The organism is Nonomuraea sp. NPDC004186, from assembly GCF_053603495.1.
Genome location: NZ_JBSGFQ010000002.1, coordinates 193,509 through 219,659, shown reverse-complemented (window position 1 = coordinate 219,659; position 26,151 = coordinate 193,509). Strand labels below are relative to the sequence as shown.

The following is a 26,151-nucleotide window of genomic DNA, read 5'->3' as shown; positions in this document are numbered from 1 at the left end:
TTTTTGCCTTCCTGCGGCCCTAGCCGCCTAGCACTGGCTATTTGACGGTTTTCGCCGCCTTCCGCAATGCCGCCGCGGTGGACTTGCCGTTCAGCCGCACCTTCTCGGCGGTGGTCAGCTTCTTGGTGCCGTTCGTGCCGTGCGCCCAGTTCAGCCAGGACGTGAGCAGCGCGCTGTCCAGCTTGGCCTTGCTCGCCTTGGTGCTCTTCAGCACCCGGTACGCCTTGCCGAGCGAGGACGCCTTCGTGACCTCGGGGAACACCTTGCTCGACTTGCCGATCAGCTTGAGGTAGCAGGTGAGCGTGGCGTCCGGGATCGTGCCGCTGCTGCGGTGGATCTCCACGGACCACTGCTTGGCCGACAGCTTGGTGGCGTTCGTGCCCCGCGTGCAGACCTGCGCGGTGGTCTTCGGGGTCGGCGTGATCGTCACCGTGACGGTGACCGTGGGCAGCGGGACCGGCGAGGTGGAGGTCGAGGGCTGGGGCGTGGGGTCGGCCGGGTCGTCGGGCTCGGGGCTGGGGCCGCTGCTGTCCGACGGATCGGGCTCGGGGTCCTCGGTCGGCACGCCCGGGGACTGCGTGATGGTCGGCTGCGGCGAGGCACCGGCCAGGGCCGCCGCCAGGTCCAGGCGCGGCGTGCTGACCTGCTGGCCGTTGGCCTGGTACGAGTACGGCCTGCCGGTCGTTTTCAGCGTGTTGATCAGGTCGGCCATCGGCGTCTGCGGCGAGGCCTGCTTCATCAGCGCCAGCGCACCGGCCACGTGCGGGGTCGCCATCGAGGTGCCGCTGAAGACGGCCGTCCGGTTGTCCGGCACGGACGACTCGATGTCCACGCCCGGCGCGAACAGGTCCACGATGGCCCCGCGGTTGGAGAAGTCCGCGATGACGTCGTTGTTGTCGTTCGCCCCGACGGCCACCGCCGAGGAGATGCAGGCCGGGTACGACGCCCCCTCGAAGAACTCGTTGCCCGCGGCGACCACGGTCGCGATGCCCTTGGCCAGCAGGGCGTCGATCTTCGGCTTGAAGATCAACCCTTCCTCGCTGGAGTCGCAGTCGGTCTCGGACAGCTCGCCGCCCAGGCTCAGGTTCACGGCGGCGACCGGCTCGGTCAGGCCGGCCACGTAGTCCATGGCCTGCCGCAGCGACGACTCGAACGCCAGCAGGCACGACGGCTCGCCGCAGATGTCCTCGTCGTTGACCCGGCTGAAGACCTGCACCGCCACGATGTTCGCGCCCGGCGCGACGCCGCCGGTGCCGGCCGCGATGCCCGCGACGTGGCTGCCGTGCTCGCACAGGTTCGCGCCGTCGGCCAGGCACTTGGCCGTCGTGGCGTCCGCCGCGCCCTCGCCGGTCTGTGACGTCTGCCCGTTCGGGCAGAGCGACTCGACGCCGGCCTCCACGGCAGAGAAGCAGGCCTCGGCCACGATCCGGTTCCCGAACCACGGGTGGTCGCGGTCGATGCCGGTGTCCAGCACGGCCACCGCCTGCCCGGTGCCGGTGTAGTTCTTGGCGTGCGCCTGGTCGGCCCCGATCAGCTTGAGGTTGGGGCTCACGTCCACCGGCGCGTACGTCCTGTCCCGGTGGATGGACGTGACCCGCGGGTCGTCGGCCAGCTTGGCCAGCTCCTCCGCGGTCCCCTCCACGACCATGAACGACTGGTTCTGCGGCTGCATCACCACGTCCACGCTCTCGGCGGCCGCCTGGCTCGCGACGGGCGCGTTCTGCGCCGGGTCGGTGAGCTCGACGATGGCCCGCACGGAGCCGCCGTCGACGCCTAACCCCTCCTCCACCTTGGCGGGGGGATCGCCGGGGGTGGAGGCTGTCTCTTCCACGACGCTCGGACTGGGAGTCGGATCCTCCGCGTAGGCCGGCGCCGATAACGGCAGCAGGGCCAGCGCGATCGAGCTCACGATCAGGGGGCGAAGTCGCACGCGTCCTCCGAGAGGGGGATGATCTCGGAGTTTAGGGTGATTTTCCGGATAGAGACAGGTCTCGGGGCCGGTTTCTCACCTAACTCTCAGCGGGCGCACCTCAAACGTTCAGCGTTTCCCCCTCGTGCGTGAGCCACACCGCGCCGAGCGGCGGCACCCTCAGCGTGGTCGAATGCGGCAGCCCGTGCCACGGCTCGTCGTCGGCCTCGACCACGCCCATGTTGCCCACGCCGCTGCCCCAGTAGTCGTAGGCGTCGGTGTTGACGATCTCCGACCACTGGCCGGAGTAGGGGAGGCCGAGCCGGTAGCTCTCGTGCGGAGCGCCGCTGAAGTTGATGACGCACGCCAGCGCGGACCCGTCGTCGGCGTAGCGGACGAACGAGAACGTGTTACCGGAGGCGTCGTCGGCGTCGATCCACCGGAACCCCTCGGGCTTGGAGTCCTGCTGCCACAGCGCCGGGGTCTCCTTGTAGATCCGGTTCAGGTCGCGGACCAGCCGCTGCACGCCCTGGTGCCCGTCGAACTCCAGCACCCACCAGTCGAGGCCGCGCTCCTCCGACCACTCCGAGCCCTGGCCGAACTCGCCGCCCATGAACAGCAGCTGCTTGCCCGGATGCGCCCACATGAACGCCAGCAGCGCCCGCAGCTGCGCGAACCGCTGCCACTCGTCCCCGGGCATCTTCCCGAGCAGCGACCCCTTGCCGTGCACGACCTCGTCGTGGGACAGCGGCAGCACGTAGTTCTCGGAGTACGCGTACAGCAGCGAGAACGTCAGCTGATGATGGTGGTACTGGCGGAAGATCGGCTCGTGGCGCAGGTATTCGAGCGTGTCGTGCATCCACCCCATGTTCCACTTGAACCCGAACCCGAGCCCGCCCAGGTGCACCGGTCGCGAGACCCCCGGCCAGGCCGTCGACTCCTCGGCGACGGTCGAGATGCCGGGTGTCTCCCGGTAGGCGACGGAGTTCATCTCCTTGAGGAACTCGACCGCGTCGAGGTTCTCCCTGCCGCCGTAGACGTTGGGCGTCCACTCGCCCTCGCGCCGCGAGTAGTCGAGGTAGAGCATCGACGCCACCGCGTCCACCCGCAGCCCGTCGATGTGGAACTCCTTGAGCCAGTAGAGCGCGTTGGCCACCAGGAAGTTGCGCACCTCCCTGCGGCCGAAGTCGAACACGTACGTGCCCCAGTCGGGGTGCTCGCCCCTGGCCGGGTCGGCGTGCTCGTAGAGGGGGGTGCCGTCGAAGCGCGCCAGCGCCCAGTCGTCCATCGGGAAGTGCGCAGGCACCCAGTCCAGCAGCACGCCGACGCCGCGCCGGTGCATCAGGTCCACGAAGTGGCGGAACTCGTCGGGCGTGCCGAACCTGGCCGTCGGCGCGTAGTAGGACGTCACCTGGTAGCCCCACGACCCGCCGAACGGGTGCTCGGCCACCGGCAGCAGCTCCACGTGGGTGAACCCCATGTCGACCACGTACGCGGACAGCTGCTCGGCCAGCTCCATGTACGACAGGCCCGGCCGCCAGGACCCCAGGTGCACCTCGTAGATGCTCATCGGCCCGTCCTGCGGATGGCTCTCGGCCCGGTCCGCCACCCACTGATCGTCCGCCCAGGCGTAGGCGGACCTGTCGACCACGGAGGCGGTCAGCGGCGGCACCTCGGTGCGCCTGGCCATCGGGTCGGCCTTGTCACGCCACACGCCGTCGGCGCCCAGGATCTGGAACTTGTACCGCTCGCCCGCGCCGACGTCCGGGACGAACAGCTCCCACACCCCGGAGCGGCCCAGCGACCGCATCGGGTAGGCGGTGCCGTCCCAGTGGTTGAAGTCGCCGACGACCCGGATGCCGCGCGCGTTGGGCGCCCAGACGGCGAACGCCGTGCCCTCGACGTCCTCGTGCTCCATCACGCGGGCGCCGAGCGCCTCCCACAGCCGCTCGTGCCGCCCCTCGCCGATGAGGTGCAGGTCCACTTCGCCGAGCGTGGGCCAGTGCCGGTAGGGGTCGCGGACCTCGTACGGGTCGTGGTCGGCGTACTTGACGCTCAGCGCGTAGCCGGGCACCTTGTCCAGGCCGGGGACGGTGACCTCGAACACCCCGTGGGCCTGGTGTTTCATGTCGTGGGCCGTGCCGTCCTCCAGCACCACCCGCACCCGCTCGGCCAGCGGGCGCAGCGTGCGGAAGACCACCCCGCCGGACACGGGATGCGCCCCCAGCACGGAGTGCGGATCGTGGTGTGCCCCACCCGCGAGGCGGTCGAGCTCTGTCCTCATCGGCATGCTCCCAACCTTGCCCTATGATGACCGTCCATCCCAGGCACTGCCCGCTTTCACCGAGACAATCACCGAAAGTGCGAAATCCTGGGTTTAACCTGCCTCACACCAGGCTTGGATCCAGCCTCTCCGGCTCCGACTCCGCGCCGCGTGCCAGAGCCGCGTCGAGCGCCTCCTGACCCAGGGCCGCCCGCACCGCGGCGGTGATCCGGTCGACGTCGCCCCGTTCCCCGGCGGGGAGCGGCGCACCCGAGGCCGCCCGCAGCACCGCCGCCCGGCCCAGCAGCAGCGCCGCCTCCTCGTGACGTCCGCCCAGGACCCGCGCGCCCGCCAGTCCTTCCAGCGCGAGCGCGGTGGCCCGCGGATCGCCGACCCTGCGGGCCGCTCTGAGCCCCTCCAGTTGCAGCTCCAGGGCGGCGGCCGCGTCGCCCCTCTGCTCGGCCGCGAACCCCAGCTCGGCCAGGATCAGCGCCGCCCCCGGCTCGCCGGCCACCTCCCTGACCCAGCCCAGCCAGGCCCGCAGCCGCCGCTCGGCCTCGTCGAGGCGCCCCTGCCGCCGCGCCGCGAGCGCCAGGCCCAGCTCCGCGAACTCCTCGGCCGGACGGTTCGACTGCTCCACGGCCAGCCGCCTGGCCCGCTCGTGATAGTCGTCGGCCCGCGCGTGGTCGCCCGTCAGCAGGGCGATCCGCCCCAACCGGGACAGCGCGTCGGACACCGAGCTCCACAGCCCGAGCTCCTCCGCCATCCGCAGGCCGTCCGCGCGCAGCTCGGTGGCCCGCTCGTAGTCGCCGGTGATCTCGGCGAGCGTGCCAAGGTTCTCCGCGGCCCGCAGCTCGCCCCACCGGTCGCCGAGCTCCCTGAACAGCGCCAGCCCCCGCTCGCCGTCCCGCCGCAGCGCCGCCAGGTCACCGCGGGTGGCGGCGTAGCGGGCCAGCACGTTCAGCGCCGCGCCGGTGCCCCACTTGTCGCCCAGCTCCTGGAACGTCTCCAGCGCCCGCTCGATCAGGGCCCGGCTGGCCGACAGATCGTCGTAGCCGAACATCGCGTACCCGATGAACCACCGCGCCCTGGCCCGCGCCGACCGCCCTTCGATGGCCTCGAACACCTCGTCGTCCGGCGGCCGCAGCCACCCCGCCAGCATCCGGAGCCCGGCCAGCCACACCCTCGCCTGCGCGGCGCCGGGCCCGGCCGCGTCCGGGACGGACAGCGCGGCCTCCAGCGCCCGCTGTCCCTCGCCGAGCCTGCCGCGCAGCACCCAGTACCAGGCCATGGCGTTCACCAGCCGCACCGCCTCGCCGGGCCGGGCCAGCCGCACCGCCGTCTCCAGCGCCGCCCGCAGGTTGGCGCTCTCGGCGTCCAGCAGCGCGAGCGCGTCCCGCTGCCCGTGACCCCGCAGGTACGGCTCCGCCCGCTCGGCGAGCGCCGTGTAGTACGCGGCGTGCCTGAGCCGCACCTCGTCCAGCTCGCCGGCCTCCTCCAGCCGTTCCAGGCAGTAGGCCGAGACCGACTCCAGCAGCCGGTACCGCGGCTCGGCCCCGGGCGCCCGCACGCGGACGACCAGCGAGCGGTCCACGAGCCTGGCCAGCACGTCGAGGACGTCCACGCCGGGGTCGGCGGACACCTCCTCGGCGGCCTCCAGCGTGCTGCCGTCGGCGTGCGCGGCCAGCCGCCGGAGCACGACGCGCTCGGGGTCGCTCAGCAGCTCCCAGCTCCAGTCGATCATCGCCCGCAGCGTCCGTTGCCTGGCCGGAGCCCCGCGCAGACCCGATGCGAGCAGCCTGAACCGGTCGTCCAGCCGGTCGGCGAGCTGGCGCGGGGTCAGCGCCCGCATCCTGGACGCGGCCAGCTCCAGCGCCAGCGGCAGGCCGTCCAGGCGGGCGCAGATCTCCGCCACGTCCGCGTCGGGCTCCACCCCGGCGCGCGCCGCGAACAGCTCCACCGCCGCCTCGCGCGTCAGCGGCGGCACGCTCCACAGGGCCTCGCCTCCGATCCGCAGCGACTCCTGGCTGGTGGCGAGGATCCGCAACCCGGGAGCGGCCTGGAGCAGCCGCCCGGCCAGCGCGGCGACCTGCTCGACGACGTGCTCGCAGTTGTCCAGCACGAGCAGCGTCTCCCCGCCCGCCAGCGCCCCCGAGATCCGCTCGACCGCGTCCTCGTACGGAGCGCCCGGCCCGGCCGTGTCGTCGCGCAGGCCGAGCACGGCCGCGATCGCCTCGGCCACCTCGACCTCCGCCGCCCGCGGCCGCAGCGCGGCCAGCTCGACCAGCCACACGTCCCCGCCGCCCGTACCCGAGGCGGCGGCCAGGGCCAGGCGGGTCTTGCCGACGCCGCCGGGGCCGGTGAGCGTCACCAGGCGGCCCGCCCGCAGCAGCGAGCGGACCTCGGCCACCGCCTCGTCCCGGCCCACCAGGCTCGTCAAGGGCGCGGGGAGGTTGCCGCGGGAGCGCGCGACCGGGCCCAGGGACGGGTCCTGCCGCAGGATCGCCTGGTGCAGGGCCGCCAGCTCCGGCCCGGGGTCCAGGCCCATTTCCTCCGACAGGCGCCGCCGCAGCTCCTCGTAGCCGGTCAGCGCCTCGCTCTGCCGCCCGGCCAGGTAGAGGGCCCGTACGTGCGCGGCGCGCAGCCGTTCGCGCAGCGGATGTTCGGCCACGAGTGAGGCCAGCTCGGCCGCGAGCAGGACGTGCTCACCGAGCCCGAGCCGCGCCTCGGCCAGCTCCTCCAGGGCCGCCAGCCGCTGCTCGCCCAGCCGGGCCACGGCCGCCAGGGCGAACGGCTCGTCGGCGAACTCGGCGTAGGCGTCCCCGCGCCACAGCCCGAGCGCCTCGCGCAGCAGCGCGGCCCGCTCCTCCGGGCCGGAGGCCCGCTGCGCGCGCCCGATCAACGTCTCGAACAGGCCGGCGTCCACGGAGGACGGCTCCACGTGCAGCACGTACCCGGGCGCCCGGTACGCGACCAGCCCGCCGACCGCCCGGCGCAGCTGCGACACCTTCACCCGGAGGGCGCCGGACGCGTTCGCCGGGGGACGGTCGCCCCAGAGGTTCTCGATCAGCCGGTCCGCGGAGACGGGGCGGCCGGCGTGGATCAGCAGGTCGGCGAGGAGCGCCCGGACCTTGACCTCCGGCACCTTGACCGGCTCCCCGTCCGCGGTCCACACCGCGAGCGGGCCCAGCACCCCGAACCGCATCCCGCCCCCATAACCGACTCCGAATCAGACCATAACCGCGCACCTGGAGGGTGAACGCATCACTCCTACTCAGAGAGAACACTGAAATGTCGGAAAATATCTCCGTGCTCGGCCTCGGTCTCATGGGCACCGCGCTTGCGGCGAGCCTCATCGAGGCGGGCCACCGCGTCACCGTGTGGAACCGTACGCCGGCCAAGGCCGACCCCCTCGTCGCCAAGGGCGCGACCTGGGCGGCCACCCCGGCGCAGGCCGTCGAGGCGAGCCCGCTGGTGATCGTCTGCCTGCTCGACAACCCCTCCGTCCTGGACGTGCTCGAGGACGCCCCGCTGGCGGGCCGGGTCGTCGCCAACCTCACCACCAGCCGCCCCGCCGAGGCCCGCGAGATGGCGGCCTGGGTGGGCGAGCGCGGCGGCGACTACCTGGACGGGGGCATCATGGCGGTGCCCCAGATGATCGCCAAGCCGGGGGCGCTCATCCTCTACAGCGGCTCGCAGCCGGCGTTCGAGCGCTATGAGCAGGCGTTCGGGGCCATGGCCGGGGCCCGCTACACCGGCGACGACCCCGGCATGGCCCCGCTGCTCGACCTGGCCATGCTGACCGGCATGTACGGCCAGATGGCCGGCTCCCTGGAAGCCCTCGCCCTGGTGAGGTCGGCGAAATACCCGTTGACGGAGTTCACCGCGGAACTGCTGGTCCCGTGGCTCAACGCGATGGGCTCGATGCTGCCCCGCTGGGCGGCGGAGATCGAGTCGGGCGACTACCGGACCGAGGTGTCCAACCTGGAGGTCAACAGGGCGGGCATGGAGAACCTCGTCCGCGCCTTCGAGGAGCAGGGTGTCAAGCCGGACCTGCTCCTGCCCATGAAGACCGTCATCGACCGGCGCGTGGCCCGCGGTCTCAGCCACGAGGGCCTGTCGGGGCTGGTGGAGGAGCTCTGACGCGGAGGGACTCTGGCGGGGAGGGTCTCTAGCGGGGGCGGAAGGCGGCCAGGGGGATGGAGATCCACGACGGGCGGTTACGGGCCTCGTAGACGACCTCGTACACCGCCTTGGACAGCTCGAACGCCCGCAGCAGCGCCGCGTCGCTCCGCGAGATCACGCCGCCGCCCTCGGCGTACCCCTCCAGGAACGCCGCCCGGTTCCGGTCCGCCCACTCCTGGGCCCGCGGCTCCAGCCGCTCGGCCTGGGAGTGGCCGGCCAGCAGGTGCCTGGCCGCGTAGTCGAACGAGCGCAGCATCCCCGCCACGTCCCGCAGCGGCGAGTACAGCGCCCTGCGCTCGGCCAGCGGCTGCCCGGGCTCGCCCTCGAAGTCCAGCACCACCCAGTCCGTGGGCGTGCGCATGACCTGGCCCAGATGGAAGTCGCCGTGAACCCGCTGCACGGGCACCTCGTGGGTGAGCAGCTCCACCTGGTGGTAGGCGTCCTCGATGGCGGTCACGTGCTGGCGCAGCTCGGGTACCTCCGCGGCGGCCCGGCCCAGTTTCCGCCGGAACGCCTCGGCCATGCGCTTGACCTCGTGCGACTCGATGACGTCCGTGGGGAAGGCCGCGGCCAGCTCGTGGTGCACCCGCGCGCTGGCGCTGCCGAGCCGCAGCGACTCGGCCGCGAAGTCGCCGCCCGCCTCGGCCGCCGGCACCTCGGGCAGCGACGCGTACAGGTCGCGGACGCTGGCCAGGGCGAGGTCCCAGCCGTCGTTGGCGTTGGACAGGAACTCCTGCATGAAGCCGAGCGTGGTGTCGGTGCCGTCGAGGTCCGTCTCGATCCACCCGTACGGCTGCGCGACGTGCGGCGCGCCCCTGGCCGCCAGCGCCGTGACGATCTCCAGCTCGGGGTTGACGCCGGGGATGAGGCGGCGGAAGAGCTTGCAGATGTACGCGTCCCCGTACACGAGCGAGGTGTTGGACTGCTCGGCCCCCAGTACCAGGCTGCGCTGGGAGGTGTCGATGGCGGCCTCCGGCACGTGGCGCAGGCGCAGGCCGTTGCCGCTCACGTCGTGGGCCATGCCTTCGAGGAGCCAGCTCATGCGCTCGGAGTCGTGGACGGCGTCGTAGAGGTAGGTGTCGCCGATGGTGCCGATGAGGGCGTGGGAGAGGCGGTCGGGGAGCTCTACCCGCTCGCCGAGCAGGATCTGGTAGCGGTCGCGCGAGCCTTCCTGCCACACGGCGACGATCAGATGTCTGAGCCCGGACGTCAGTTCGACGTCCGATTCGATCGACAACTCGTCGATCACCCGCCCCTTGCCGCCGAACCAACGCTGACGACCGATCCATGCGGCAAGGGGCTCGCTCAGCACGTCCTACTCCTCCTGGGTGATGGCCGGCGGGAGTGTGAACCAGTAGAACCCATGCCCAGGAAGCGTCAAAAGATACGGAAGTTCGCCAATTGCCGGGAATGGGACCCCACCCATCGTCTCCACGGGGGAGACGCCGACGAATCTCCGCAGGTCCAGCTCGACCGGCTGGGGGAAGCGTGACAGGTTGTTCACGCAGAGCATCCGGTCGTCCCCCAGCTCCCTGACGAACGCGAGCACGCTGGGGTTGGAGGAGTTGAGCTCCGCGTAACCGCCCAGCCCGAACACCGGGTGCCGCTTGCGGATCTCGATCATGCGCTTGGTCCAGTGGAGCAGGGAGCCGGCGTTGCGCTGCTGGGCCTCGACGTTGAGGCCCTGGTAGCCGTAGATCGGGTCCATGATGACCGGCAGGTAGAGCCGGCCGGGGTCGCAGTCGGAGAAGCCGGCGTTGCGGTCGGGATCCCACTGCATGGGCGTGCGCACGCCGTCGCGGTCGCCGAGCCAGATGTTGTCGCCCATACCGATCTCGTCGCCGTAGTAGAGCACGGGGGAGCCGGGCAGCGACAGGAGCAGCGCGGTGAACAGCTCGATCTGGTTGCGGTCGTTCTCCAGCAGGGGGGCCAGGCGGCGGCGGATGCCGACGTTCGCCCGCATGCGGGGGTCCTTGGCGTACTCGGCGTACATGTAGTCGCGCTCCTCGTCCGTGACCATCTCGAGCGTCAGCTCGTCGTGGTTACGGAGGAAGATCCCCCACTGGCAGTGCTCCGGAATTTTCGGCGTTTGCGCCAAGATTTCGGAAATGGGGTAGCGAGACTCCCGGCGTACGGCCATGAAGATGCGCGGCATCAGCGGGAAGTGGAAGGCCATGTGGCACTCGTCCCCGCCGCCCACCGGGTCGCCGAAGTACTCCACCACGTCCGACGGCCACTGGTTGGCCTCGGCGAGCAGCACCCGGTCGGGGTAGAGCCGGTCGATCTCGGCCCTGATCCGCTTGAGGTACTCGTGGGTCCTCGGCAGGTTCTCGCAGTTGGTGCTCTCCTCCTCGAAGAGGTACGGCACCGCGTCCAGCCGGAACCCGTCGATGCCCAGGTCCAGCCAGAAGCGCAGGACCTCCAGCATGGCCTCCTGCACGTCCGGGTTCTCGTAGTTGAGGTCCGGCTGGTGGTGGAAGAAGCGGTGCCAGTAGTACTGGCCGCGCACCGGGTCGTAGGTCCAGTTGGACGTCTCGGTGTCGATGAAGATGATCCGGGCGTCCTGGTACTTCTCATCGGAGTCGGACCAGACGTAGAAGTCGCCGAACGGCCCCTCGGGGTCGTGGCGCGAGGCCTGGAACCACGGGTGGGCGTCGCTGGTGTGGTTCATGACGAGGTCGGCGATGACGCGCATGCCGCGTTTGTGCGCCTCGTCCACGAGCTTCACGAAGTCTCCCAGGTCCCCGAACTCGGGCAGGATCTTCATGAAGTCCGCGATGTCGTAGCCGCCGTCGCGCAGTGGCGACTCGAAGAGCGGCAGCAGCCAGAGGCAGTCGACCCCGAGCCACTGGAGGTAGTCGAGCTTGTCGATGAGACCTCTGATGTCGCCCGTCCCGTCGCCGTTGGAGTCGGCGAAACCCCGGATCAGGACCTCGTAGAAAACCGCGCGTTTGTACCAGTACGGATCGCGCGGCTTTTCCTCGTCAAAGGTGTTGGGAATGGGTGTGGTTGAGCTCATGAGCCACTCCGGGAGTGGCTCATGACGGAGGCGCTTTCACACACGTTGAAGACTCCCCGCTGAATTCAGTTCTTACCGTGGAGCGGCTCGGACGGTGAGGATATGGGCAGGCTGGATGTGGGGATCGAGGCGCACGTAGTTGCTCTGCCGCCAGCGGTACGACTCACCCGAGAGTTCGTCGTCCACGACGAACTCGGCGTTCCAGTCGAGTCCGATGGCAGGAAGGTCAAGTTCTACGGTCGCCTCGTGGGTATGGTGCGGATCCAGGTTGACGACCGCCAGCACCACGTCGCCCGGCCCGTGCCTGCGCGTGGCCGGATCATAGGCGCCGGGAAGCCGCTTCGAGAAGCAGACGATGTCCGGCTGGTCGACCCTGTGGATCCGTAGATTACGCAATTCCTGCAGTGCGGGATGCGCTCTTCGGAACAAATTCAGGTGGGTGATGAAGGGCGCCAGGCTCCATCCCTCACGTTCGGCGGTAACCCAATCGCGAGGTTTGTACTGATATTTCTCGCTATCGAGGTATTCCTCGCTGCCGGGGCGTACCGGAATGTTCTCTATAAGCTCATATCCGGAGTAAACCCCCCAACTCGGCGAGCCGAGCGCCGCCAGCACTGCCCTGATCTTGAAAGCGGGGATGCCGCCGTGCTGCAGGTATTCGTGCAGGATGTCCGGCGTGTTCACGAAGAGGTTGGGGCGCACGTAGGTGGCAGTCTCGTGGGAGAGCTCCATGAGGTACGACTCCACCTCGGGCTTGGTGTTGCGCCAGGTGAAGTACGTGTAGGACTGGTGGAAGCCAATCTTGCCCAGCATGCGCAGCATCGGGGGCCTGGTGAACGCCTCCGACAGGAAGATCACGTCGGGGTCGGTGGTGTGCACGTCGGCCAGCAGTCGCTCCCAGAACCCGACCGGCTTCGTGTGCGGGTTGTCCACCCGGAAGATCCGCACGCCATGGGCCATCCAGCGCATCAGCACCCGCTTGACCTCGGCGTAGATGCCCTCGGGGTCCTTGTCGAAGTTGATCGGGTAGATGTCCTGATACTTCTTCGGCGGGTTCTCGGCGTAGGCGATGGAGCCGTCGGCCCTGATCGTGAACCACTCGGGGTGCTCCTTCACCCACGGGTGGTCGGGCGAGCACTGGAGCGCGAGGTCGAGCGCGATCTCCATGCCCAGCTCTTTGGCGCGGCCGACGAACACGTCGAAGTCCTCGAACGTGCCCAGGTCGGGATGGATGGCGTCGTGGCCGCCGTCCTCGGAGCCGATGGCCCAGGGGGAGCCGGGCTCGTCGGGCTCGGGGCTGAGCGTGTTGTTGCGGCCCTTGCGGAACGTCGCGCCGATGGGGTGGATCGGCGGCAGGTAGACGACGTCGAAGCCCATCTTGGCGATGGCGGGGAGGCGCTTGGCAGCAGTCTGGAAATTTCCGGATTTGGAGATGCCGAGCTCGTTGACGACCGCGCCTTCCGACCTGGGGAAGAACTCGTACCAGGAGCCGTACAGCGCCCGGCGCCGGTCCACCCTGATCTTGTTCGACTTGGACCTGGTCACCAGCTCCCGGAACGGGTGCGACTCCAGCAGCGCGGCCGTCTCCGGCAGTTGCGCGATCGACAGCCGGGCCCTGGGGTCCAGGTCCTCGTCGCGCAGCGTGGCGGAGACCGACAGCAGGGCGGCACGGTGCCCGCAGGCGCTGTCGCCGTTGCCGTTCCCCTTGGAGCGGCCGTTCGAGCCGCCGTTAGTGCCGTTCGAGCCGTTCTTGGGCTTGCCGTTGGGGCAGTCGGCCGTGCGCACGGCCTTCGCCGCCCGCTCGAACAGCCGGGCGCCCTCCTCGCACATCAGATCGACGTCCATGCCGCGAGGGATCTTGATCTCGGCGTCGTGCAGCCATGTGCTGATCGGGTCGCTCCAGGCCTCTACCCGGAACAGCCAGTCACCCTCGGCGGGAAGGGAGACCTCCACGCCCCAGCGGTCGGTGCCGGGGGCGAGCTCGCGCATCCGTCTCAGACGGGCACGCTGCCCATCGGGCGAGGTGAGCACCACGCCCGCGGCCACGGCATCGTGGCCCTCTCTGAACACGGTCGCCGAGACCTCGAAGGTCTCGCCGGCGACCGCCTTGGCGGGCCACTGCCCGCAGTCGACGACGGGGGAGATGTCCGTGATGGGAATTCGTCCGATCATCGCATTCAAGGGTTGGCGACGGCGCGCTCGGTGCCGCCGGAGGCTTTCCGTGGGTGCAGACTCCGCGTCCCGGCGATGGGCCGCTGGAAGCGAACCACCGTGGTCGGAACGATCCTTGCATGTAAATTGTGGACAGCAGCGGATAGACCTCCCGAGTGTGTCCGCGGGAGTGCCAACATTCAGGAAAGTTGCCCCAATCGTCCGTCTTCATGCTTGTTCCCGGAAGGGGTTTGAACGGTCTTCTTGGGGGTGAAGGACTGAGAGGTCCCTCCTAGCCCGTAGGGTGCAGAAACGTGAGAGCAATCCGCCGGTTTACCGTCCGCACCGTCCTGCCCGCGGAGCTGGCCGCCCTCGGCGAGCTCGTCCACAATCTCCGCTGGTCCTGGCACCCGGAGACGCTGGACCTCTTCGCGGAGGTGGACGCCGCCCTCTGGGAGCAGGTCGGGCACGACCCCGTGGCCCTGCTCGGCGCCGTCACTCCCGCGCGGCTCAGCGAGCTGGCCGCAGATCGCCGCTTCCTGCGCCGCCTCGCCGACGCGGCCGACGACCTCCGCGAATACATGACCTCCCCGCGCTGGTACCAGACGCTTCCCGACGGGGCGCGGGCCATCGCGTACTTCTCCCCCGAATACGGCATCGCCGCCGCCCTCCCGCAGTATTCGGGCGGCCTCGGCATCCTGGCCGGAGACCACCTCAAAGCCGCCAGCGACCTGGGCGTGCCGATCCTCGCGGTCGGCCTGCTCTACCGCCACGGCTACTTCACGCAGTCGCTGTCGCCGGAGGGCTGGCAGCTGGAGCACTACCCGTCGCTCGACGCGGGCGGCCTGCCGCTCAGCCTGCTGAAGGACGCCGCCGGCGAGACGGTCAAGATCCGCCTCGCCCTGCCGGGCGAGCGCGAGCTGCACGCGCAGGTGTGGGTGGCGCAGGTCGGACGGGTGCCGCTGCTGCTGCTCGACTCCGACGTGGCCGAGAACGACACGGCCGCCCGCGACATCACCGACCGCCTCTACGGCGGGGGCACCGACCACCGGCTCATGCAGGAGCTGCTGCTGGGCGTGGGCGGCGTACGCGCCATCAGGGCGTACTGCAAGATCACCGGACATGCCGATCCCGAGGTGTTCCACACGAACGAGGGGCACGCCGGCTTCCTCGGCCTGGAGCGCATCCGCGAGCTCACCGAGGCGCGGCTCTCGTTCGACGAGGCGCTGGAGGCGGTGCGGGCGGGCACGGTGTTCACCACGCACACGCCCGTCCCCGCGGGCATCGACAGGTTCCCCGTGGACATGATCGAGCGCCACTTCGGCGGCGCGAACGCCTGGCCGACCGTGCCCGTCGAGCGGATCCTGGCACTGGGCGCCGAGGCCGATCCCACCCGGTTCAACATGGCCGTCATGGGCATGCGGCTGGCCCAGCGGGTCAACGGCGTCTCCGTGCTGCACGGCAAGGTCAGCCGGGAGATGTTCAAGGATCTCTGGCCCGGATTTGACGTGGACGAGGTGCCGATCGGGTCGATCACCAACGGCGTGCACGCGCCCACCTGGGTCGGCAGGGAGCTCATGGAGCTGGCCGAGCGCGAGCTGCCCTCGCTGCTGGAGCGGGCCCGCGGCTGGGAGGGCATCCAGAAGATCTCCGACGCCGACCTCTGGCAGATCAGGGGCACGCTGCGGCAGCGGCTCGTCGAGGGCGCCCGGGTGCGCCTGCGCAGGTCGTGGCGAGAGCGCGGCGCCTCGGACGCCGAGCTCGGCTGGATCGACGACGCGCTCGACCCCGACGTGCTGACCATCGGCTTCGCCCGGCGGGTGCCGTCCTACAAGCGGCTGACGCTGATGCTGCGCGATCCCCGGCGGCTCACCGAGCTGCTGCTCGACCCGGAAAAGCCGGTCCAGATCGTGATCGCAGGCAAGGCGCACCCCGCGGACGAGGGCGGGAAGAAGCTGATCCAGCAGATCGTCAAGTTCGCCGATCAGGCGAACGTGCGCCACCGCATCGTCTTCCTGCCCGACTACGACATGGCGCTCGGCCAGCTCATGACCCAGGGCTGCGACGTCTGGCTGAACAACCCGCTGCGCCCCCTGGAGGCGTCCGGCACCTCGGGGATGAAGTCCGCGCTGAACGGCGGGCTCAACCTGTCGATCCGCGACGGCTGGTGGGACGAGTGGTACGACGGCACCAACGGCTGGGCGATCCCGACCGCCGACGGCGTGACGGACCCGGACCGGCGCGACGAGCTGGAGGCCGCCGCCCTCTACGACCTGATCGAGCACGAGGTGTCCGACCGGTTCTACGACCGTCCCGTGGACGGGCTGCCGCGGCGCTGGCTGGAGATGGTCAAGCACACGCTCACCTCGCTGGGCCACAAGGTGCTGGCCGGTCGCATGCTGCGCGACTACGTGGTCGACCTGTACAACCCGGCCGCCGCCGCGGCCAACGCGCTGTCGGCCGACTCGTACGCGCCCGCGAAGGCGTTCGCGGCCTGGCGGGTGCGGGTCACCAGGGCCTGGCCCGGGGTGCGCGTCGAGCATGTCGAGGCCTCGGGCGTGGGGGACACGCCGGAGGTGGGCGCCTCCATCGAGCTGCACGCCACGATCGCGCTCGGCGACCTGGAGCCTGACGACGTGCTGGTCGAGGCCGTCTACGGCAAGGTCGGGCCGCACGACGAGCTGATGCGTCCGACGTACGCGAAGCTGACCGTCGCGTCGGTGGGCGACGATGGCCGGGCCCACTACACGGGCACGGTGCCGCTCGACCGGACGGGAGCGTTCGGATATACCGTGCGCGTCGTTCCTTTCCACCCACTCGTGGCCACCCCCGCCGAGCTCGGCCTGATCGCCGTGCCGGAGGAGCCCGTGGGCATGACAAATGGCACATTGCGTTAATCAGGGGCACCCACGAACGGCATATCGCGTTAAACGGACGGCATAATCAGGACGTGGACGACAGCGGGAACGGCATGCGGGCCGACACTCTGGTGGCCACGGTCCGCGGTGTGCTGCCGTCCTTGACGCCGGCCGCGCAGACCGTCGCCCGGCTCATCCTGGAGGACCCCGCGACGGTGGCCAGGAGCACCATCACGGAGCTCTCCGCCGCCTCGGGCACCAGCGAGGCCACGATCGTGCGCACGGCGAGGCTGCTCGGGTTCGCGGGATATCCGCAGCTCCGGCTGGCCTTAGCCGCTGCCGCCGCGCAGCCCGACCGGCTCGTGCCCGGCGACCTGGCGCCGGACGACCCGTTGTCGGAGGTCATCCAGAAGGTCGCGCGGGCCGAGTCGGAGGCGATCAACGACACCGTGGCCCAGCTGACCTCCGAGCGGCTGGGCCTGGTCGTGGACGCCATCGTGGGTGCCCGGCGGATCGACGCGTACGGCGTGGGCGCCTCCGGGCTGGTGGCCGAGGACGTCGCGCAGAAGCTGCTGCGCATCGGGCTGTCCAGCCACGCCTTCCAGGACGCGCACCTGGCGCTGACCAGCGCGGTGCTGCTCAGGGAGGGCGACGTCGCGATCGGCATCAGCACGTCGGGGGAGACGCCCGACGTGATCGAGCCGCTGACCCGGGCCAAGGAGGCCGGGGCCACCACGGTCGCGATCACGAACAACCCGCGCTCGTCCATCGCGGAGCTGGCCGAACACGTGCTGATCTCCGCCGGGCGCGAGACGGAGTTCCGTCCCGGCGCCCTGGCCAGCCGGATCAGCCAGCTCCTCGTCGTCGACTGCGTGTTCGTCGGCGTCGCCCAGCGCACGTACGACTCCTCTCAGGAGGCGCTCGCGAGCACCAGGCGCGCCGTCAAGGAGTTCACCCGGAGAACGTCACCTGCACGTCGTCAGCCTTGACGAACATGACGCGGTGGCCGAACTGGATCTGCAGGTACTTCGTCTTGCCCCGGACCACCTTGTGGTCCTGGTCCATGGTGAAGGTGACCGCCCGGTAGTACTCCGCGGGCGCCGCCCCGGCGAGCGTGTACTTCTCGCCTGCCGAGAACGTGTACTGCAGCGGGGTCACCGCCTGGTACGGGATGTCCGCCGGGTACGCCTCCTGCTCCGGGTAGGCCCTGCCGAACACCGGGACGGTGGCCTTGCCCGGCTTCGGGGTGACCACGAGGCCGGCCGACGGGACGGCGGTCGGCGCGCTCGCCGGGTTGAGGAACCACGCCTTCTGACCCAGGTACCAGATGGCCGTCCAGTCGCCCTGGCGCTCGGCCACGGCGAAGCGCTGGCCGGTGGTGGCGCGGGCGCTGTGGTCGTACACGCTGTAGAGGGACCCGCCCGTGGGGTGCTTGCCGATGTCCTTGACCAGCGGCGCGTCCGCCCTCGGCTCGGTGCGCAGCCAGACCGTGCTCGCCGGGAGCGGCGGGCAGGCGTTCTCCGGGTTCTTGCGGTCACACCCGTAGAAGTACGGCTTGTTCGTCGCGAAGTCCGGCTTGATCATGACCGAGCCGGAGTTGGGCCCGCCGAACCGGTGCAACGGGGCGCCCATCAGCTGGAAGTAGTGCGCCCAGTCCCAGAACGGGCCCGGGTCCTCGTGCATCTGCTTCACGGTCGTGGGCAGCGTGCCGGGGACGTTGTCGTGGCCCAGGATGTGGGCGCGGTCGAGCGGGATACCGTACCTGAACGCCAGGTAGCGGACCAGCCGGGCGCTCGAGCGGTACATCGCCTCGGTGTACCAGGTGCTGCCCTCGGCCAGGAAGCCCTCGTGCTCGATGCCGATGGACTTGGCGTTGACGTACCAGTTGCCGGCCTGCCAGGCGACGTCCTTGCCCTTGATGTGCTGGGCGATGTGGCCGTCGCTGGAGCGCACCGAGTACTGCCAGCTGGCGCCGTACTTCGGGTCCTGGTTCAGGCGGATGGAGGAGTCGAAGTATCCCTCCATGTCATGGATGATGATGTATTCGATCTTCTGGCTGAACGGCCGGTTGGCCAGGTCGTAGTGCCCGTAGTCGTCCGGGGGCAGCTCCTGGTAGGCGGCCGGGATCCACTCGCAGGAGACGGTGATCGGGCACTCCACGCCGTCCTTCCTGGACGGGCGCAGACCGAGCTTCTCCAGCCACTTCTCGATCTTCTCCAGGTCCGGCACGGCCGGGAGCGCGACCCGCTGCCCGTCGTCCGTGGTGCGCGCTTCGCCGTCCTTGATCGTCGCGAACACCTCGTCGGCGAAGAACTTCGCCGCCCCGTCCTCCTGGGCTCCGGAGTACTTGGCGACGGCGCCGTACCACTCGCCGGGGTTGTCGCTCAGCGGCGCGCCGAGCGCCTTCTGGTAGTCGGCGAGCAGCGCGGCGCCGCCCCGGATGTTGGCGGCGTCGTCCGTACGCAGCCGCTCGTGGGTCTCGCCGGTGAGCTGCGCGGCCTTCTCCATGGTGCGGAGGGAGGCGGGGACCGCTACGGAGGACTGCTGGGGTTCCGGCGCGGGCAGGGGCCGGTTCTCGTCGCCCCGGGCATCCTCCTCGCCGTCGCTGTGATGGTTGGAGGCGGTGTACGCGGCGGCGTCGGTGAGATGCATGGGCCCGAACCCGGCGTCATTGGACGGCTGCCCGGCATGGGCCTCCCACCGCGACTCCAGGTAGGACACGCCGAGCAGGACGCTCTCGGGGACCTTGAACTCCTGCGCGGCGGCCGCGAAGGCCTGCTGCCGATCAGCGGGATCCTGGGCGTGAGCTGGAACGATGCCAGAAGTTAAGGGCAGCGCGGCGACCGCGGAGATCGCCAATAGGCGGCGCATGAACCACTCCTTGGGGCTGGGGGCACCTGGTGCAGATCAGCGTCTCAACATTTTCCTTCGTAAGCGAGATCTTTGCGAAGAGATTCTTCATCGCTTAACGCGGATCACCTGACGGCGGCCTGCACGGTCAGGGTGCCCGCGGCCGTGTCGATCGCGGCCTCCGTGCCGATGGGGATGGTCGGCGGGTTGTCGCCGTGCCCGGCCGGCAGGCCGCCGAGGATCGGGACGCCGAGCCGGTCGAGGTGGTCGCGCAGCACGTCCACGACGCCCCAGCCGCCCAGCGTCGGGTCCCCGTCGTCCTGCTCGAACCCCCGGAACTGCCCGAGCGCGATGCCCCGTACGCCGTCGAGCGCTCCCGAGCGGGACAGCTGCGTCAGGGAGCGGTCGACCTCGCCCAGACCGGTGCCGCGGTTGTCCTCCAGGAAGAGGATCGCTCCCTCCAGGCTGGGCAGCCCGGCGCCGACCTGCGTGCGGACCGCGCTCAGGTTGCCGCCGATCAGCGTGCCCGTGGCGGTGCCCGCCGCGCCGACCTGCGCGGTGACCTCGGACGGGTCGCGATGGACGGTGACGGGGTCGGTGGTCATCAGCGCGCGGCGCAGCGCCTCGGCCGACGCCGGTCCCGTGACGGACGCGTTCCAGTTGACGAAGGGGCCGTGCAGGCCGGCCAGGCGGCAGTGCCGCCACACGGCCAGGTGGAGGTGGGTGATGTCGCTGAAGCCGATCACGGGTTTGGGGTCCCGCGCGAGCGCGTCGAAGTCCAGGTCGTCCACGATCCGGTACGCGCCCTTGCCGCCCCTCGTAGCGAACACGGCCCGTACGCCCGGATCCCGGAAGGCGTCGTTCAGGTCGGCGGCGCGCTCCTCGTCGTGGCCCGCCATGTAGCCCCACTGGTCGAAGGCGTGCTCGGCCAGCTCGACCCGGAGGCCCCACGAGGTGAGGAGTTCGACTCCGGCGGCGACCAGGTCGGGGTTGGGCGGGGAGGCGGGGGAGACGACCCGGACGCGATCGCCGGACATCAGGCGGGGAGCTCGTAAGGTGTCCATCGCCTGGCCACTTTATTGGGTGGACCTGCTCCGATGATCGTGCGAGGCTCGCTTCGTGTCGGACTACTACCGTGACCTGGCCGTCGACTACCACTGGATCTTCGCCGACGAGATCGTGAATGCCCCGGGCGTGATCGGCGGAACGTCCGTCTCCAGCCGGGAGTTCATCCAAGCCGTGGTCGACGCCCTGCCGCCGGGCGCCCCCGTGCTCGACTGCGCCTGCGGCATCGGGGCGGACGCCATGGCGCTGGCGCACGCCGGGTTCCGGGTGACCGCCACCGACGGCAGCCCGCAGATGGTCGCGGAGGCGCGCCGCCGCGTGCCCGCCGGCGTGGAGCTGCTCACCTCCCGGTGGGAGGACCTGCCCGCCGCCGTGACCGGGCCGTACGAGCTGGTGCTGTGCCTGGGCAACTCCCTCGTCCACACGGGGTCGCGCGAGGCCATGGTGGCGGCGCTGTCGGGGATGCGGCAGGTGCTGTCCCCGACCGGCACGCTGATCGTCGACTCCCGCAACTGGGAGCTGCTCTATCGCGAGCGCCGGCGGATCGTGGTCGGTGACCGGGTGCGCGAGCGGGACGGCGTACGGTCCACCTGCGTCTACGTCTGGACCTTCCCCGAGAGCTTCGGCGAGCCGTGCCTGGCCGAGATCCTGTTCGTCCAGGAGCACCCCGACGGCACGCTCAGCCACCACCGGCACACCATCGACTTCCTGCCGTTCACCCCCGCCGACCTGGAGGCGCGGCTGGCCGAGGCCGGGTTCACCGTCGTCGGCTCGTCCTACCGCCCCGAGAACCCGCAGTACGCCATCGCGGCCAAGGCAATCGCGGCTTAGGGGATTCGCGGCTCAGGGGATTCGCGGCTAGGGGATGAGCACGACCTTGCCCGTCGTACGCCTGCTTTCGAGCGCGGCGTGGGCGGCCGCCGCCTCCGCGAGCGGGAACGTCTGCACGGCAGGGGTCAGCGTGCCGTCGGCGAGCGCCGCCAGCGCCCTGACCTCGTAGTCCGGCCGCGTGTTCGGCTCGCCGAGCAGCAGCATCAGGGCGTTGGTCACGGTGAGGCCGCGCTCCTCCACCGTCCGGGGGTCCGGCTGGAAGTCCTGCCGGGAGGCGTTGCCGATGGTGACGTAGCGGCCGCCGTCGGCCAGCAGCCCGAACGCGGCCCGCGCCCTGTCGCCGCCGACCCCGTCGAGCAGGGCGGTGACCGCGCGGCCGCCCAGCTCCCTGGCGACGGTCTCCTCCCAGCCCGGCTGGTCGTAGTCGACGGCGAGGTCTGCCCCGAGGTCGCGTACGGCCGCCACCTTCGCGGCCCCGCCCGCCGCGCCGACCACCCTGGCGCCGAGGCCGCGCGCGTACTGGACGATCAGGCGCCCGATGCCGCCGGCCGCCGAGGTCACCAGCACGACGTCGTCAGCGGTCAGCTTGGCCACGTCCAGGAACTGCAGCGCCGTCACCCCGGTGACGACCATGGCCACGGCCGTCTCGTAGGCGGAGGTGATCGGGTGCACGGACGTCACGTCCGCGACCGCCAGCTCCGCGTAGCCGCCGGGGCGGCCGTACGAGGTCACCACATCGCGCCCGATCCAGGACGGATCCACCCCGGGACCCACCTGGTCCACGCGTCCGGCCACCTCGCCGCCGAAGATCGCCGGGAGCTCCGGCAGCGGCGGCGTCATGCCACCGGTCGCCCCTGACCGCATCGTCGTCTCGATCAGGTGCACCCCGGCCGCCTTGACGGCGATGCGAACCTGGCCGGGCCCCGGCTCGGGGTCGGGCACGCTCTCGTAGCGGAGGTTCTCGGCGGGGCCGAAGGTGTGCAGGACGACGGCATGCATGGCGCACTCCCGGAGACAGCGGTCAACTCGTCTTCCGAGCCTGCAACCTCAACCTTGCTTGATGTCAACCGGTCACAGGAAGCCGCGGCCGGCGGCGGCGCGGGCGTACCCCTCGACTCCCATGAGGCGCTGCACCCGCGCCCCGGCCCCGGGCCACACGCTCGCCAGCCCAGCCGCTACGCGGACGGGCAGCGGCGCGACGTCGATCTCGGCGGCGTCGGTCAGGATGGCCCGGCACACCGCCCGCGCCACGTGCAGCGGGCTGCGCGTCATCCATGGGGGCACGGTCAGCGAGGTACGGGTGAGCATCCCGGCGTCGCGCACCAGCCCGGGGCAGATGACGGAGACGCCGACGCCGTAGGGTGCCAGGTCCATCCTGGCCGCATGCCCGAACCCCCGCAGGCCATGCTTGGTCGCGTTGTACACGGCTAGATGCGGATGCGCCATCTTCCCGCCGATCGAGCTCATGAACACCAGGTGGCCGCGCCCGTTGGCCACCATCCGCTCGGCGGCCAGGCGGGCCATCACGAGCGGCACGCGCAGGTTGAGCTCCAGGTAGTGGTCGATCTCGTCGAGGTCGTGATCGGTCATCCGCGCGGGAGCGATGACCCCGGCGTTGGCCACCAGGATGTCGACCGGTCCGGCCTGCTTCATCATCTTCGCGATGGCTTTGCGGCCCGTCAGGTCGGCGGGGACGGCACGCCCGCCCACCTCCGTGGCCAGCGTCTCCAGCACGCCGGCGTCGCGGCCGGTCAGGACCAGGTGCACGCCGTGCCGCGCGAGCGCGCGGGCCGTGGCCTGGCCGATGCCGCCGCTGGCGCCCGTGACCAGGGCGGTCGTGCCCGCCAGTTTCATCGGTCCTCCCGGAACGGGGTGAAGACGAGGGTCGCGTTGTGCCCCCCGAAGGCGAACGAGTTGGACAGCACCGGCCCGGGAACGACGGGGCGCGGCGCGGTCACGACGTCGACGGGGCAGGCCGGGTCCCGGTGGTCGAGGTTCGCGGTGGGGTGGATGGTGCGCTCGATCAGGGTCAGCACGCTGATCACGGCCTCGATGGCGCCCGAGGCCCCCAGGGCGTGGCCGATCACGCTCTTGCTCCCCGTGACGGGCACCGCGTACTCGCCGAACAGCCGCGCGATGGCCCGCGCCTCGATCTCGTCGTTGAGGCGGGTGGAGGTGGCGTGCGCGTTGACGTGGACGACGTCGGCCGCCGCGACCCCGGCGTCGGCCAGCGCGTGACGCATGCAGCGGTACGCGCCGCCGCCCTCGGGGTCGGGGGCCGTGAGGTGATGGCCGTCGGACGTCCGGCCGTACCCGCTCAGCTCGGCGTACACGTGGGCGCCCCGGCGCAGCGCGGCCTCCAGCCGTTCCAGCACGAGGAACGCCGCTCCCTCACCCAGCACGAACCCGTCGCGATCGGCGTCGAAGGGGCGGCTGGCGCGTTCGGGCTCCGACGCGCGGCGCGACAGCGCCCCCACCCGCCCGAACCCCACCAGCGCGCTGGCCTGCACCCCCGCCTCCATGCCGCCCGCCAGCACCACATCGGCCGTCCCGTCGCGGACCAGCCGCATGCCCTCACCTATGGCGTGGCTGCCGGAGGCGCACGCGGTCGCCACCGACATGCTCGGACCGAGGAACGCGTGCCGGATGCTGATCTCGGCGGCGGAGGCGTTGTGCATGCTCATGGGGATGTGCAGGGGGCCCGGCCAGGCGCGTCCGCGCTCGTCCAGGGTGCCGAAGGCGAGCTCCTGGGTGGCGACCCCGCCGTACCCGGTCCCGGTCACGACGGCCCGGCGCTCGGGCGCCGCCGCCGTCCGGCCCGCATCGGCCAGGGCATCGGTCGCGGCGCAGAACGCCAGCCGCGTGACCCGGTCCATCCGGCGGGCGTCCCTGGGCTTCACATAGCCGTCCAGGTCGAGGTCGGGCACCTGGCAGGCGAAGTCCACCGGCAGGCCCTCGGCATCGAACGAGGTGATCGTACGCGCCGTCGACCGGCCGGCCAGCAGGGTGTCCCACAGCTCCTGGGGATGGGCGCCCGCTGGGGTACGCACGCCCATGCCGATGACGGCGACCCGGGCGCGCACCGGACCTCCGCTGGATCGCATGTCCCACATGGAAACGATCATCGCACGCATTGTCACGAAAGGTAGCGCGGCAACTCCGTAGTGTCGCGGCCGTTCACCCCCCACCCTCAACCCCGCCACACCGGCACCCGCCACCCTTCAGCGCCGCTCACCGTCCGCCGAGAACCTCCAGCCCTTCACTGTCGGTCACCGTCTCCCGGGAACCCCAGCCCTTCGACGCCGGTCACCATTTCCCGAGAACCTCCAGCCCCTCGATGCCGGGAGCCTTGGAGGCCGTCACCAGCGCAGCAGCACGGTCCCTGCGCTGACCCCGCTGGCCACCCCCACGAGCGCGACCAGATCGCCCCGCTGCACCTGGCCCGACTGGACCGCCTGGTGCAACTGCACGGGGATCGTGGAGGCGACGAGATTGCCGTGCTCGGCGATGGTCACCACCACCTTCCCCAGCGGGATCCCGGCCGCCTCGCAGAAGGTGTGCAAGGACGACAGGGACGCCTGATGCACGCAGATCGCCGCCATGTCGTCCCAGTCGAGCCCGCGCTCGGCCAGCGGCGCCCGCAGCACGGACCGGTCGAGCTTGTGCACCCCGACGGCCAGCCCCACGGGGTCCACGGTGAACGCGCCCACCTGGTAACCGGCCGAGATGGAACGCGTGACCGGCAGGACGGCGGCGTCCCAGTGTGCCGAGCTGGCGCAGAACCGGTGCCCCAGCACCCCGGGCACCGCACTGGCCTCCAGCAGCAGGGCCGTCCCCGAGTCGGAGACGGTGTAGGAGGGCCCGGCGGCGACGAAGTCGGCGTCCGACTCGACCTGCCAGCGGATGGCCGGAGTGGCGACCTCCCCGCACACGATGAGGACCGTACGGTAGCGGCCGGCCGTGATGAGCGTGTCGGCCAGCTCGACCGCGTTCAGAACGCTGTTGCATGCATTGCGTACATCGAATACCGGGCAGCTCGCCCCCAACTCGGCGGCCACCATGTGCGCGGTGGCGGGCTCGACGGCGTCGACGGTCACCCCCGCATAGATGATCAGGTCTATGACGGGCGGGACATGCCCGGTCTGCTCGAGCAGAGTGCGGGCGGCGGCCGCGGCCATCCCGGCGGCCGTCTGACCGGGAGCGGCCACGTGCCGCCGCACCACGCCGCTGGCTTGCTCGATGACGCCGAGGGGGATGTGCGTGCCCGGATTACGGGCGGCCAGTAGCTTTTCCAGCTCCGGCGTGGTCAGGCTCTCCTCAGGCAGGTGCACCGCCACCCCGGCCACGTGGGCGTACCGCCTCGGGTACGGCTCGGACTGCGCGGCCACGCCCATCCCCCCTCAAGATCAGGTGCTGCTCAGGATAGGTACGCGGCCCCGCGGGCGCCCGTCGCGACCCTCGAAACTTGATCAACTCCTTAACGGCGGGTTCCGCGTCACGAGTGCCCATTTATCGGGCGACCGGCCACGCTAAGTGACAAGACCGCTACGAGGAAAGGGCCCGGTGTGAGCGACGAGGAGATCTTGACCGTGGTGCGCGACCGCTGCGTCAGCATCCTGAAGGTCCACCCGAGCCGGGTCACGCTGGACGCGCGGCTCCGCGAGGACCTGGAGGCCGACAGCCTGGACCTCGCCGAACTCCACGTCGCCATGGAGGACACGTGGGGCCCGATGCCCCGCGAAACCCTCGTCGGCGTACGCACGATCGCCGACGTGCTCGCGCGGGCCCGCCTCTTGGCCGTGGCGCGTACGTGAAGCACGCTCCCGCGCCCTCGCCTGCTGACCGCGACACGTGCGTGAAGGGCGCTCTCGCTCCCTCGCCCCCCTGGCTGGGTGGGTGCTCGCGTTTGCCCGCGGTCCGCCCGGGGCGTGCGCGCAAGCGCTGGGGGTCCCCTCGTTGAGACGCGGGCGCGGGTGCGATGGGCGTCGGCGCCTCATCGGCGACAGCACGAATTTGATCT

The 26,151-nt window shown here is 70.9% G+C and carries 17 protein-coding genes; 5 read left to right on the top strand and 12 right to left on the bottom strand.

All coding sequences use genetic code 11. The annotated features are described in order from the left end of the window. Positions 1-37: 37 nt before the first annotated feature. From ACWEPL_RS02600 to ACWEPL_RS02590, 3 genes are all read right to left on the bottom strand, one after another. Positions 38-1,930, bottom strand: coding sequence for a S8 family peptidase (locus ACWEPL_RS02600; RefSeq protein ID WP_452434825.1), 1,893 nt, complete (start codon positions 1,928-1,930; stop codon positions 38-40). 100 nt (positions 1,931-2,030) lie between these two features. After that, positions 2,031-4,193 (bottom strand): 1,4-alpha-glucan branching protein GlgB, encoded by a 2,163-nt coding sequence (glgB, locus tag ACWEPL_RS02595; RefSeq protein ID WP_350729805.1) that lies wholly within the window; start codon positions 4,191-4,193, stop codon positions 2,031-2,033. A 103-nt stretch (positions 4,194-4,296) separates the two neighbouring features. Then, positions 4,297-7,377 carry a BTAD domain-containing putative transcriptional regulator gene (locus ACWEPL_RS02590; protein ID WP_452434824.1) on the bottom strand — a complete coding sequence of 1,027 codons (3,081 nt, stop codon included), beginning with the start codon at positions 7,375-7,377 and terminating at the stop codon, positions 4,297-4,299. Between the two features lie 104 nt (positions 7,378-7,481). Between ACWEPL_RS02590 and ACWEPL_RS02585 the strand changes: the two genes are divergently transcribed. Further along, complete coding sequence (locus ACWEPL_RS02585; protein ID WP_452434823.1) at positions 7,482-8,315, top strand: NAD(P)-dependent oxidoreductase; 834 nt, start codon at positions 7,482-7,484, stop codon at positions 8,313-8,315. A gap of 28 nt (positions 8,316-8,343) precedes the next feature. On the opposite strand, the gene ACWEPL_RS02580 is transcribed toward ACWEPL_RS02585, so the two are convergent. From ACWEPL_RS02580 to ACWEPL_RS02570, 3 genes are all read right to left on the bottom strand, one after another. Then, a complete protein-coding gene (locus tag ACWEPL_RS02580; RefSeq protein WP_452434822.1) occupies positions 8,344-9,669 on the bottom strand; it encodes a maltokinase N-terminal cap-like domain-containing protein in 1,326 nt (441 codons plus the stop codon). 3 nt (positions 9,670-9,672) lie between these two features. After that, positions 9,673-11,376 carry a maltose alpha-D-glucosyltransferase gene (gene treS, locus ACWEPL_RS02575; RefSeq protein ID WP_363976342.1) on the bottom strand — a complete coding sequence of 568 codons (1,704 nt, stop codon included), beginning with the start codon at positions 11,374-11,376 and terminating at the stop codon, positions 9,673-9,675. A 72-nt stretch (positions 11,377-11,448) separates the two neighbouring features. Continuing rightward, positions 11,449-13,548, bottom strand: coding sequence for an alpha-1,4-glucan--maltose-1-phosphate maltosyltransferase (locus ACWEPL_RS02570; RefSeq protein WP_452434821.1), 2,100 nt, complete (start codon positions 13,546-13,548; stop codon positions 11,449-11,451). Between the two features lie 293 nt (positions 13,549-13,841). Here ACWEPL_RS02570 and glgP point away from each other — a divergent pair, with 293 nt between their 5' ends. After that, positions 13,842-16,424: an alpha-glucan family phosphorylase gene (glgP, locus tag ACWEPL_RS02565; protein WP_363976337.1), complete on the top strand. Its 2,583-nt coding sequence runs from the start codon at positions 13,842-13,844 to the stop codon at positions 16,422-16,424. Between the two features lie 53 nt (positions 16,425-16,477). Further along, positions 16,478-17,374, top strand: a complete 897-nt coding sequence (locus tag ACWEPL_RS02560) for a MurR/RpiR family transcriptional regulator (RefSeq protein ID WP_350729495.1) — start codon at positions 16,478-16,480, stop codon at positions 17,372-17,374. Here ACWEPL_RS02560 and ACWEPL_RS02555 read toward each other — a convergent pair. Beyond that, positions 17,337-19,106 carry an N-acetylmuramoyl-L-alanine amidase gene (locus tag ACWEPL_RS02555; RefSeq protein ID WP_363976333.1) on the bottom strand — a complete coding sequence of 590 codons (1,770 nt, stop codon included), beginning with the start codon at positions 19,104-19,106 and terminating at the stop codon, positions 17,337-17,339. The genes ACWEPL_RS02560 and ACWEPL_RS02555 overlap by 38 nt on opposite strands. Before the next feature lie 254 nt (positions 19,107-19,360). Continuing rightward, positions 19,361-20,299, bottom strand: coding sequence for a S66 peptidase family protein (locus ACWEPL_RS02550; protein WP_452434820.1), 939 nt, complete (start codon positions 20,297-20,299; stop codon positions 19,361-19,363). 55 nt (positions 20,300-20,354) lie between these two features. Here ACWEPL_RS02550 and ACWEPL_RS02545 point away from each other — a divergent pair, with 55 nt between their 5' ends. Beyond that, on the top strand, positions 20,355-21,131 hold the full coding sequence (locus tag ACWEPL_RS02545; protein ID WP_452434819.1) for a class I SAM-dependent methyltransferase: 777 nt from the start codon (positions 20,355-20,357) through the stop codon (positions 21,129-21,131). 27 nt (positions 21,132-21,158) lie between these two features. On the opposite strand, the gene ACWEPL_RS02540 is transcribed toward ACWEPL_RS02545, so the two are convergent. From ACWEPL_RS02540 to ACWEPL_RS02525, 4 genes are all read right to left on the bottom strand, one after another. Then, complete coding sequence (locus ACWEPL_RS02540; protein WP_452434817.1) at positions 21,159-22,130, bottom strand: zinc-binding dehydrogenase; 972 nt, start codon at positions 22,128-22,130, stop codon at positions 21,159-21,161. A gap of 72 nt (positions 22,131-22,202) precedes the next feature. Beyond that, positions 22,203-22,985 carry an SDR family NAD(P)-dependent oxidoreductase gene (locus tag ACWEPL_RS02535; protein ID WP_355205390.1) on the bottom strand — a complete coding sequence of 261 codons (783 nt, stop codon included), beginning with the start codon at positions 22,983-22,985 and terminating at the stop codon, positions 22,203-22,205. Next, the gene (locus ACWEPL_RS02530; protein ID WP_452434815.1) at positions 22,982-24,256 is read right to left on the bottom strand and encodes a beta-ketoacyl-[acyl-carrier-protein] synthase family protein; all 1,275 of its coding nucleotides are present in this window, start codon (positions 24,254-24,256) and stop codon (positions 22,982-22,984) included. Before ACWEPL_RS02530 ends, ACWEPL_RS02535 begins: the two co-directional genes overlap by 4 nt. A gap of 234 nt (positions 24,257-24,490) precedes the next feature. Next, positions 24,491-25,519, bottom strand: coding sequence for a 3-oxoacyl-ACP synthase III family protein (locus tag ACWEPL_RS02525; RefSeq protein ID WP_452434813.1), 1,029 nt, complete (start codon positions 25,517-25,519; stop codon positions 24,491-24,493). Positions 25,520-25,696: 177 nt separating this feature from the next. On the opposite strand from ACWEPL_RS02525, the gene ACWEPL_RS02520 reads away from it, so the two are divergent. Further along, complete coding sequence (locus ACWEPL_RS02520) at positions 25,697-25,945, top strand: acyl carrier protein (RefSeq protein ID WP_363976315.1); 249 nt, start codon at positions 25,697-25,699, stop codon at positions 25,943-25,945. Positions 25,946-26,151 lie beyond the last annotated feature (206 nt).